This is a genomic window from Lentibacillus persicus, from assembly GCF_900112705.1.
GTDB classification, from domain to species: Bacteria; Bacillota; Bacilli; order Bacillales; family Amphibacillaceae; genus Lentibacillus; species Lentibacillus persicus.
Genome location: NZ_FOMR01000001.1, coordinates 26,786 through 38,110, shown reverse-complemented (window position 1 = coordinate 38,110; position 11,325 = coordinate 26,786). Strand labels below are relative to the sequence as shown.

Annotated in this window: 11 protein-coding genes; 4 read left to right on the top strand and 7 right to left on the bottom strand. The window is 42.4% G+C overall.

The genetic code is table 11. The annotated features are described in order from the left end of the window. Window positions 1-328: 328 nt before the first annotated feature. Window positions 329-877, bottom strand: a complete 549-nt coding sequence (gene lepB / locus BMZ22_RS00220) for a signal peptidase I (RefSeq protein ID WP_090079812.1) — start codon at window positions 875-877, stop codon at window positions 329-331. A gap of 128 nt (window positions 878-1,005) precedes the next feature. Then, window positions 1,006-1,668: a TVP38/TMEM64 family protein gene (locus BMZ22_RS00215; RefSeq protein WP_090079809.1), complete on the bottom strand. Its 663-nt coding sequence runs from the start codon at window positions 1,666-1,668 to the stop codon at window positions 1,006-1,008. Window positions 1,669-1,926: 258 nt separating this feature from the next. On the opposite strand from BMZ22_RS00215, the gene BMZ22_RS00210 reads away from it, so the two are divergent. Then, a complete protein-coding gene (locus BMZ22_RS00210) occupies window positions 1,927-2,316 on the top strand; it encodes a YhjD family protein (RefSeq protein ID WP_090079805.1) in 390 nt (129 codons plus the stop codon). Here BMZ22_RS00210 and BMZ22_RS00205 read toward each other — a convergent pair. The 3 genes from BMZ22_RS00205 to BMZ22_RS00195 form a co-directional block, all read right to left on the bottom strand. After that, window positions 2,264-2,785 (bottom strand): competence protein ComK, encoded by a 522-nt coding sequence (locus BMZ22_RS00205; RefSeq protein WP_090079802.1) that lies wholly within the window; start codon window positions 2,783-2,785, stop codon window positions 2,264-2,266. The genes BMZ22_RS00210 and BMZ22_RS00205 overlap by 53 nt on opposite strands. Before the next feature lie 208 nt (window positions 2,786-2,993). Then, window positions 2,994-3,989 (bottom strand): lipoate--protein ligase, encoded by a 996-nt coding sequence (lplA, locus tag BMZ22_RS00200; RefSeq protein ID WP_090079799.1) that lies wholly within the window; start codon window positions 3,987-3,989, stop codon window positions 2,994-2,996. 71 nt (window positions 3,990-4,060) lie between these two features. Beyond that, window positions 4,061-4,795, bottom strand: coding sequence for an MBL fold metallo-hydrolase (locus tag BMZ22_RS00195; RefSeq protein WP_090079797.1), 735 nt, complete (start codon window positions 4,793-4,795; stop codon window positions 4,061-4,063). A 101-nt stretch (window positions 4,796-4,896) separates the two neighbouring features. On the opposite strand from BMZ22_RS00195, the gene yhfH reads away from it, so the two are divergent. The 3 genes from yhfH (at window position 4,897) to BMZ22_RS00180 (ending at window position 8,749) form a co-directional block, all read left to right on the top strand. After that, entirely contained in the window at window positions 4,897-5,025 is a 129-nt protein-coding gene (gene yhfH / locus BMZ22_RS00190; protein ID WP_090079796.1) for a protein YhfH, read from the top strand. Between the two features lie 470 nt (window positions 5,026-5,495). Then, on the top strand, window positions 5,496-7,325 hold the full coding sequence (gene pepF / locus BMZ22_RS00185; RefSeq protein ID WP_245745099.1) for an oligoendopeptidase F: 1,830 nt from the start codon (window positions 5,496-5,498) through the stop codon (window positions 7,323-7,325). Between the two features lie 380 nt (window positions 7,326-7,705). After that, complete coding sequence (locus BMZ22_RS00180; protein WP_245745098.1) at window positions 7,706-8,749, top strand: nuclease-related domain-containing protein; 1,044 nt, start codon at window positions 7,706-7,708, stop codon at window positions 8,747-8,749. Window positions 8,750-8,980: 231 nt separating this feature from the next. On the opposite strand, the gene hemY is transcribed toward BMZ22_RS00180, so the two are convergent. Together hemY and hemH are read right to left on the bottom strand one after the other, a co-directional pair. Then, a complete protein-coding gene (hemY, locus tag BMZ22_RS00170; RefSeq protein WP_090079793.1) occupies window positions 8,981-10,387 on the bottom strand; it encodes a protoporphyrinogen oxidase in 1,407 nt (468 codons plus the stop codon). Beyond that, window positions 10,384-11,322: a ferrochelatase gene (hemH, locus tag BMZ22_RS00165; RefSeq protein WP_090079792.1), complete on the bottom strand. Its 939-nt coding sequence runs from the start codon at window positions 11,320-11,322 to the stop codon at window positions 10,384-10,386. The genes hemY and hemH overlap by 4 nt, the downstream gene beginning before the upstream one ends. Window positions 11,323-11,325 lie beyond the last annotated feature (3 nt).

The window sequence follows — 11,325 nt, the reverse complement described above, 5'->3', positions numbered from 1 at the left end:
ATTGCCTGCGCTGGGGATGCTTACTGTTTCTGTGATGCTATACGCTCAAGCCAATCTTAGCGCAGGAAATACATGCCGACTCCTGCGGGAGCAAAGGCATAGGTGAGACTTCGCGTGCGATAGCACGAGAAGGCTCATCAGCCGCCCGCGGAAAGCGGCGTGTATTTCCGGAGCGGCGGGATACACACCAACTCAAAATTAGAGTTAGTTCGCAGTTTATGGAAACTACGAAGGTTCAACGTTTACGAAAAGAGTCTAAAACGAAAAACCTATTTCTCATTTTATCAGAGAAATAGGTTTAATACACTTTCCGTTTATTTTATATGCCCTAGCCAAAACTCAATTTCAACTCTGAAATGGGCCAGTACTTAATATCGACTTTTCCAACCAATGTTTCAGCGTCCACAAACCCAATCTCACGACTGTCGAGACTGTCCTGACGATTATCTCCCATGACAAACAATTTCCCTTCAGGTACCTCTGCAGAGCCTGTGACACCCTTAAGCGTAAAATCTTTCGTATACGGTTCACTATCGTTCAAATCACGAAACGGCTCTAAGAACGGCTCCTTCACATGTTCACCATTAATATACAATTTATCATTTTCATAAACTATTTTATCGCCGGGGAGACCGACGACCCGCTTAACATAATCATCGTCTTTATCAGCCCGGAAGATGATAATGTCAAAGCGATCAATATCTGTCAAATTATAAACTACTTTATTGACCATTAATAAATTCCCGTCATATAAAGTTGGCTCCATTGACTCACCATTAACCACGTAACTGGCAAAAAGCGAGGAACGGAAAATAATTGCCAGAACCACAGCTGCCAACACGACCGGGACAATCTTTCGTAAGTATCTTTTTTTCATACCAATCTTCCTCCAGGGTGTTAACTGAATACGGAATAACATCCACATAAGCGTGCAGCGCAATAAATTCACGCTTCTCTTATAAATGCAGCCGCTTTCTATCACTTATAACAGCATACCCTGATTGGCTAATTTTTAATCTTTTCCCGCTCAGAAATCTCCTTTATGACGGTTCTTCGCTGAAGCCGCCTTTCAATATATTTTCCAAACAGCCAGAACAAGCCTATGCAGATACCGACGACAATTGTTCTGACCGGATTTTTGGCAAATTCAAAGATGCTTGATCCGACAAAAGCCAGGGAGAAAATCATGACCGACTTTCCGAGAAGAACGGCCAAAATAAATTGCTGAACACTTATTTTTGAAAGCCCTGCCACGATGTTGATGACTGACGACGGTGAGAAAGGAAAACACATTAACAGAAAGAGCGGACCAAAACCGTGCCGCTCAACCCATGCGGTTACCCGGCGAACTTGCTTGTTACGGCGTATGATTTGAAATATACGCTTATCCCCAAGCTTGCGTATGGCTAAAAATACCAGGACAGCCCCACTGCATGCACCAATCCAGGAAAATATGAAGCCCTTCCACAAACCATATGCTGCTGCGTTGGCAAAGACAAATACGATTAACGGCAAAAACGGAAGAAATGCTTCTATAAATGGCAATAAAATCCCCGGCAGCGGGCCAAGACTTTCATATTCATTCAGTAATTTTAAAATATATTCATCCATTTTGTCCTGTTCCAGCCACAGCCGCCAGTCAGCCAGGCTGATATTCAGCAACTTCATCTATTTTGTGTCCCCTTACTCAAAAGCGTTTTCTTCATTCATCGTCATTCTCATTATACTTATTTTATAGCAATCTTTACGCCGTGCACAGTAAAAAATATCCAGCCCATTATCCTCCAGATGATCTTTTGTCAGTAGAATGACAGATGCCTCTTTCTTATCATTTTACCTCAATTTGAGTTTTTTAGTGTATTTTTTGTTCAATTTATCATATACTAACAATAAAAGGAACAAACGTTCGTGAACGGAGGGAATGGTTTGCGCTATTTAAATGACGAGGAATTACAACTGGCTTCACGCTTTTTGTTTCTTTCGATGGCCATTGTGGTAATTCAGCAGGATCTTCAAACAATTGAGCAGGGAAACTTTAAAATTAAGGAACCGTATATAAAACTTCTGGAAAAAATGCATGCTGAAGCTGCGAACGAACGGAGAGAGCTGCGAAAGACCATGCGGGACAAAAAAATTCAAGTTATGGCACTGAATAAAAATGATTCGTTTTCTTCCTATTTGTTCCTTTGCAGGGGACGGGAAGAAAAACGCAATTATTTTAACCCGGCAATCCGCAAAAAAGTGGAGGTCATCATACAGGAACTTATACAAAAGGCTCAGCAATCATCTCCGGATTATGCCGCTGCAGATACTTAATCCGATTATCAAGTAAGTAGCGGTATTGTGCAGTCCGCTGTACTTGGTTAAGCATCGAGCCAAAAGAGACAGACAGAATAATGGATTTCTGGTTTTTAAAAATGATTTCAGTCTGTTTCCCAGGTCCCTGATTCACCTGATCAATATGCGAATGGGCGATCCATGAACATTTCGTGTTGGTTGGTGATGTTGTTGGGAAAAAATACATGCCGCTGGTCGGGTCGATTGAAATCGGGGCTTTGTGGGTGATGCCACATATGTCGCGGGTGCCATCCTGTCTTCCCCGAAGGCTGCTCCCGAAAAACTTGCAGGCGTTATCAACCATTTTACTTGGGGTATAATGGATGGAATATTCCTCCTGATCTTCCAGGATACGCGTGGTGGTGTTTCCATTTTCGTCCTGCTGAGCGATGACAGCCATGGTGAGAGGTGTTATTTCATAAGATGGGGCGTAATAATTATCGAGCATAATCTTTCATCCTTTCATGTAAACATGAAAAGAAAGAGGCGTATCTATAATTTACCAATAAGAAATGCAAAAGACAATAGAAAATTCAATTTTTTCTTAATTTTACGGGTTTGACAAGATTAAAAGGTGCCACAACTGTGTAAGATATCTTCCCAAGAAAAAAAGCAGTCCATTTTGTGTTGGACTGCTTAATAAAAATTCATCTGTATTAATACAGCATTTTCATAAATTCTTCTTTTGGAATTTTACCGAGGTAATGCGGGACATCAACATCAGCCAGTGCTTCCTGAATCGCCTGACGTTCATGGCGTACACCTGTCAATGCATTTTCCAGGTCACTGATCTCTCCAAGTCCGAAAAAGTCACCGTAGATTTTGCAGTTTTCAATGATGCCATTTTTAACATCGAGCCGCACGTCAACAAGTCCTGCATCAAATTTATGTGACTCTTGCACATTAAATTTAGGGGACTTGCCAAAGTTCCACTCCCATTTTTGATACCTGTTTTCTGAGATTTTATAAATTTCTTCCCAATCGGCTTCAGTGAGCTTATACTCGGGCACATCGTTAACATCTTCCACATCAAATACATGTTTCAGGATCATTTCTTTGAACGCATCCATCGAAATCTTTTCATTAAGGTATTCCGAAATGTTGGCCACACGGCTGCGTATCGATTTGATCCCTTTTGATTCAATTTTTTCTTTGTTGACATTCAATGCTGAAACAACATTTTCAATTTCTGAATCAAGCATCAATGTGCCATGACTGAACATCCGGCCTCGTGTTGAGAACATGGCATTGCCGGAGATTTTACGGCCTTCTACAGCCAGATCATTACGGCCTTTCATTTCGGCGGGCACACCTACTTTGTTCAACGCATCAACAATCGGCTGGGTGAATTTTGCAAAATCCTGAAAGCTTTCCCCATCATCTTTTGTAATAAAGCTGAAATTAAGGTTTTGCTCATCATGGTAGACTGCTCCGCCTCCGGACAGCCTGCGGACAACTTTAATACCATTTTTATCGACATAGTCGGTATTAATCTCTTCCACTGAGTTCTGATTTCTTCCGACAATAATTGAGGGCTTATTGATATAGAATAATAAATATGTATCTTGTTCCCCAAAATTCTGCAGGATAAATTCCTCTATGGCCAAGTTTATAGTCGGGTCGGTGATACCTTGGTTATCAATAAATTTCACGTTTTGTTCCTCCCTTGTCATTCTAACGTCCTAGTTAACAGTTTAATAAAAATGGCGATCCCAGGCAAAATTTATGACTTTTCCCACACGAGATCTTCGGCTGCCAACTGAATACTTCCGGAGAAATATTGTTTTGCTTCTTTAACCAGATTTCGATTGTCTCCATATTGCGGCAGATGACTCAGAATAAGCTTTCCAGCGTTTGCCTCCTCCGCAATCATAGCACCCTCTTTACTCGTCATATGCCCGGTGCCGGAGCCATCCTGATGCTCATAAAAATTACAGTCCGTTATGAGAAAGTCAGCGTCTCTTGCAAAATCATACCATTCTTCCTTAAAAGCTGTATCCGCCGTATAGACAAGAACTGTTTCGCCATCTGTAATCCGCATGCCAAAGCACGGCACCGGATGCTCCGTCCGCAAAAACGTAATGGTAAACGGGCCGACTTCCAGTGCAGCATCCGGATCATAAGGTATGCCTTCTGTATTTTTGTGTGTCAATGCTTTAAAGCCTTCTTCGTCTTCTGTATGCCCGTATATCGGCAAAATTTCATTCCTTTCACGAATATAAGACTGAACGAGCCATGCATATTGAAGCACACCAATATCGGCTACATGATCGTTGTGATAATGCGACAGGATGACCGCATCAAGATCCATGACGTGTTTCGTATGCTGGAGTTTGGATAACGCCCCGCTTCCCGCATCAATTAACAGTGTAAAATCATCCTGTTCCAATAAATACGCTGAAGTAGCGCCACCCGGGGCTGGATAGCCACCCCAATACCCAATAATCGTCAGCTTCATAAATTTTTCACCTCGAATTTAAAATTTGTTGTAACACAGTATTGACAACACACATACTGTTATAATACAATAGTTTTAACACAACAAAGGGGATGTTATATATGATGAACGTTGTTGAGTTTTTCCGTAATCTGCCTAGAAAAAAATGCCGCAATTGCGGTCACGACATGATAGAAAAAGCGGATTGTTACGGCAATCTGTGTGACGAATGCGACACTCCTGCAAGATAACTTGCTTTGAGCCTAAGTTCATTGTAGATGAATAATATACTTTTTTTCCACTGATACAGCTACTCATACAGCTGTATCTTTTTTTATGCTATACGTTATCTTGCCCGACGCCCAAATATGAATTCCTTCCACTGAATGAAGTTTTACTTTTCCACCCATATAATGGCCACTAACCCGCCAAAATACGGCGGTTAACTGGCCCTAAATGTCTGATAAGTTCGGGCCTGCACGATGCAGGTCACAAAGGCGTTGCAACACGATGTTGCGAACTTAGCCTTTGTTCCTCTTCATCAGTGGAACAAACCCCTTCCACTGAATGAAGTTTTACTTTTCCACCCATATAATGGCCACTAATCCGCCAGAATACGGCGGTTAACTGGCCCTAAATGTCTGATAAGGTCAACTAACATTCAGTGGAATAAAACCCTTCCACTGAATGAAGTTTTACTTTATACTTTAGTAAGAATTGGATGAAAAGGACTGATACGATGACACATGAAATGAAACGGTTCGAACGTTCTGAAGTGGCCGAAGACAAAACGTGGGATTTGACTGATTTATTCGCTTCACGGGACGAATGGGAGCGGGAATTAAACGCTATCCAAGCTAATGTGAGTGACGTGACACAATATAAAGGACGTCTCACAGCAAATGTCGAAAACCTGTTAAACGGTCTGAAGGCTTATGAACGTTTCCAAGACCGTCTGATTCGTGTTTCAACATATGCGGAATTAAAATCAAGCACAGATGGTTCAGACCCGCAAAATCAAGCGGATTCAGCCCGCACAGCTTCTGTTCTCGCAGATCTTGGCGCTAAACTTGCATTCGTTGAAAACGAACTTCTCGAACTGCAGGCTGACCATTTAGAACCGCTTGTCGAAGAAGAACCCGAACTGGAAACGTACCGAAAACTGCTTGAAGATATTCTCGAGAAGAAACCATTTGTATTGGCACCGGAAACCGAAGAAACGCTGGCTGCACTCAGCGATGTACATAACGCGCCTTTTATGATTTATGAACGAAGCAAATCATCCGATCTGGCATTTGATGCAATAGCAGATGAAAGCGGAACAGAACTCCCCATGTCAGCAGCCCTTTACGAAGACAGCTATGAAACTTCCCCGGATGCTGTTATCCGCAAACAGGCTTTTGAATCATTTACAAAAACGTTAAATCACTATAAAAATACGTATGCCGTTGCATACAGTACTGAAGTAACCAAACAGGTCACAATGTCGCGGCTTCGTTCGTACGACTCCGTGACTGATATGCTGCTGCATTCACAGCAGGTAACCAAACAAATGTATCATAATCAGCTTGATATCGTACAGGAGGAACTCGCACCGCACATGCGCCGGTTTGCCAAGCTCAAGCAAGAAAAACTTGGCCTTGAAAAAATGCATTTCTATGATTTAAAAGCGCCGCTTGATCCGGCATTCAATCCTTCCACAACATTTGAGGAAGCAACCGACACAATACAACAGGCACTTGCGGTGATGGGACCTGAATATAGTGAAATTATACGCAAAGGTATCAATGAACGCTGGGTGGACCGGGCTGATAACATAGGAAAACAGTCAGGCGCCTTTTGTGCTTCACCATATGGAGTTCATCCGTATATTTTAATCACATGGACAGACACAATGCGTGGTGCGTTTGTACTGGCCCATGAGCTGGGACACGCAGGCCATTTCTATCTCGCCGGTGAGAACCAGTCACTGGTTAACACTGAACCATCAACCTACTTTGTTGAAGCCCCTTCAACACTGAACGAATTGCTGCTCGCAGACTATATGATTGCCAACACAGATGATAAACGAATGAAACGTTGGGTTATCACACAGCTTCTTGAAACGTATTATCATAACTTTGTGACGCATTTACTTGAAGGTGAATTCCAGCGCAGAGTCTATTCATTGGCTGAGTCTGGCACGCCGCTGACAGAAGACGTCCTAACCGGGCAGAAAAGCGAAACATTGCAAAACTTTTGGGGAGATGCAGTGGAAATTGATGAAGGCGCCGGCCTGACGTGGATGCGCCAGCCGCACTACTATATGGGGCTTTACCCATACACTTATTCAGCCGGCCTGACGATTTCCACAGCCGTCGCCGGGAAAATCCGGGAAGAAGGCAAGCCTGCTGTCGACCGCTGGCTGGCTGTATTGAAAGCGGGTGGAACGATGAAACCACTTGAGTTGGCCCAAAAAGCCGGTGTGGACATGTCCAACCCCGAAGCAATCAGAGAAGCCGTCGCTTATGTAGGCAAACTCGTCGATGAACTGGAAGAAAGCTATGCATAGAAAGTCTGTGCCCCGGTCCTGGCCGGGGCACTTTTTTATATTAGATAGGACGGTGATGCTTCTGTTGATATTCCCTTTATTCTGTCGATATCGTTAGTCTTCTGCAGATAAATTTTTTCTTCTGTTGATATATTTGCTCATCTGTTGATTTCCCCGGTCTTCTGTTGATATTCTCATTCTTCTGTTGATTTATGTTCTCTTCTGCAGATTCTGGTCATTTTCTGCTGGTGTTCTATTTAAAAGTTCTGCTAATGCTTTCTTTTCGAGTAGCATTTTATTGTAATCGTGCTATTTTGTCACAAAAAAATTGACTTCTTAAAGCAGGAAATTATCCTTTTTTGTCGAATATATAGCTATTCACAAAAAGGAGTGATTTGACTTTGAATTCCATAACAGTTAAATACAGAACAAAGACGCATAAATTGTTAGCTTATGAGGCAATGTTCCGGCGCATTTTAAAAGAATATTGGCTAAACGATTCCATAGTTTCAGCATACAAACGGGAAAAAGCCGGTTATGACGGCGAAAGAAACGTTGACTACAAACTTTCTACTTACCCACATAAAAATCTCTTCATTTTTCAAGGTCTCCGGTTGGCAAACCCTCCGTTTCATTTTCAAATAGACACGCTCCTCCTGACAAAAAAATTCATCTGCATTCTCGAAATTAAAAATAAAAAAGGAACATTTAAGTATGATTCCAAACAGCAGCAACTAACACAAGAAATTAACGGCGAAACGAAGTCTTTTAAAGATCCGATACTTCAGGCTGAAGCCCAAAAAGCACATCTAGTCAGCTGGATGGAAAATAAGGCAAAATATAATATTCCGATTGAAACCCTTGTAGTGGTTGCTTTTCCCTCAACGATTATTGAGAACGTCAGGGAGGATCCAGATGTTTATAAGAAAATAATTCACAATGAAAGTTTGCACCAGCACTTGGATCGATTGAACAATAACTTTACAGAGGAACAATTTACAAAAGCGGATTTGAGAAATCTGTGCAAAACGTTATTGCACGAAGATACTGCACTTCGGACAGACTTATTGCAGAAGCATCATTTAACTGAACGACATTTGATAAAAGGGATACCTTGTGAGAGATGCCAGCATTACCCTATGAAGCGATTATATAAAAAATGGCAATGCCCAAATTGTTATTCAACATCCTTTAAAGCTCATCAAAGGGTTATATTAGACTATTTTCTTCTTCATGGACCTACAATCACAAATAAAGAATGCCGGGAAATACTGCAGATTGATTCACCAAGAACGGCTCACACCCTTTTAAACAGCATGCATCTTCAACACGATGGACGGAATAAAGGAAGGAAATACTACGCGCCGTATATGAGTGATTTTCCACAAAATTCCTCATTTCCACATATTAATAGTTCAATTTTTGAAGGGCCACTATTCTTCTAGTGATATAGCCTATCTTCTGCAGATAAATTTTTTCTTCTGGTGATATTATCGCTCATCTGTTGATTTTCCCGGTCTTCTGTTGATATTATCATTCTACCGTTGATATAATTTCTCTTCTGAAGATTCTTCGCTCCTTCTGTCGATATCCGTTCCACTGTAATTTTTTTAATCGCAAAAAGACCGGCACCAAACATACAATTTGGTGCCGGTCTCCCGGTCTCCCGTTCAAAATCAACCTTGTAGATACTTGAGCACATCTTTAACTGCTTTTTCTCCCTGGCCGATACAATCAGGAATGCCTACGCCTTCGTAGGAGCTGCCGGCCAGAAATACGCCTGGAAGTTGGTGACCCATTGTTTCCCGGACATTCGCTATACGCTCGGTATGGCCGACGGTATATTGCGGCATGGCATTTTTCCAGCGGCTGATGACACTGAATTCAGGTTCCTCAGTAATATTCATTGTCTTGTTTAAATCGTTCATGACAATATCCGTAATTTCTTTATCCGATAAATCCACCACGGCCTGATCACTCGGTTTCCCGACGTAACAGCGGACGAGTGCTTTTCCTTCAGGTACGGCGTTCGGCCATTTCTTATGCGTCCACGTGCACGCGGTTATTCGAAAGTCACTGTTTCGGGAAACAACGAAACCTGTTCCATCAATATCCTGTTTAATGGCTGAGGCATCAAACGCCATTGCAACGTTGGCCACAGAGGTTGCAGGAATATCGTTGAAGTCATCAAAGACGCTGTACTGACTGAAGATCTTAGGTACTGTGTTATGTGGTGTGGCCATCACAACTGCATCCGCCTTATATACGTCACCATCGCTCAATAACACGTGGTAACCATGTTCTTTCTTTTCGATATGGTCCACCCCTGTGCCAAGTGACACAATATCGCCAAGAACGGACTCAAGCTTTTCCACCAATGTTTCCAATCCATTTTCAAACGAATAAAAGATACCTTGTTTTTTAGCACCTGTTTTCTTTTGTTTCGGTGGTTTCGGCGTCGTTTTTTGCAGCCCTTTAATCAAACTGCGGTGTTTTTGTTCCAAATGATAAAAGTTAGGAAATGTTGCTTTGATGCTCATATTATCAATATCCCCGGCGTAAATCCCGGATAAAAGCGGTTCTACCAAGTTCTCGACAAGTTCATTCCCGAACCGCCGGCGGAAAAAGCTTCCTAGTGACTGGTCGCCTGCTTTGCCTCTTGGTTTCACAAAATCCATTCCGGCACGCAGCTTTCCGGCAGGTGAAAAAATGCCGGAAAACAAGAATGGCCGCATCCTGACAGGGATGCCCATATAGGACCCTGCAGGCATTTTATGCAATTTACCATTTACTAAAATATAAGATTGCCCCGTACCGTTACGCACAAGTTGATCGCTTAACCCCAACTCGTTCACCAGCTTAACGCCGGGCTCTTTACGTGATAAAAACGAATCAGGTCCTTGCTCAATCACATAGCCGTTGCGCCTGGTCGTTTTTATTTTACCGCCCAGCCGGTTTCCTGCTTCGACAAGTTTTATCTCATACGGCAAGTCTTTTTCAGTTATTTCTTTCTGCAAATAGTAGGCAGCGGATAAACCTGTTATTCCGCCGCCCACTATTAATATTTTTTTCGTCTCACTCATTGTACTTCACGCTTCACTTTATTCAAGACCACCTCAGCAAGTGTGGCAATAAACTGTGGATGCGCATTTGGCATTTCCGGACGGTGATAAGTTGCGCCAAGCTCATCACACACCACTTTGCATTCATAGTCATTGTCATAGAGCACTTCAAGGTGATCAGCGATAAAACCAACCGGTGCGTAAATGAATGAACGGTAGCCATATTGTTCATGCAAATCACGGGTTAGATCCTGAACATCCGGACCCAGCCATGGATCAGGCGTATTACCTTCACTTTGCCAACCGATTGCATAGTTTTGAATGCCTGTTTGATCTGAAATTAATTCGGCTGTTTCTTTCAGTTGATCTGGATACGGATCGCCATCTTTCAAAATTTTCTCCGGCAGACTGTGCGCCGAAACAACAAGAACGGCTTTTTCCTTTTCCGCTTCAGGTAACGCATCATAAACATCACTTATCGCATCAGCCCAATATTTGATAAAGCCCGGTTCATTGTACCAGCTTTCCACCGACTCAATGGAAATGCCGTATTTGGCCGCTGTATCATTGGCACGCTGATTATACGACTTCACACTGAAAGTTGAATAATGGGGGGCCAAGACAATGGATACAGCTTCATCAATGCCATCGTCAGCCATTTGCTTAACCGCATCTTCAATGAATGGATGGATATGTTTCAAGCCAATGTATGCCTTGAATTCAACGTCATCCTGCATCCCATTCAATTTTTCCTCTAAAGCATTCGTCTGTTCTTCCGTAATCCGGGCTAATGGTGATATACCACCGATTGCTTTATAACGGTCTTTCAAATCCTGCAATGCTTCTTCAGACGGTTTTCGTCCATGGCGAATATCAGTGTAGTACGGTTCAATGTCCTCTTCCTTATAAGGCGTGCCATATGCCATGACCAGTAAACCCAGTTTTTTCTTTCCCATTTG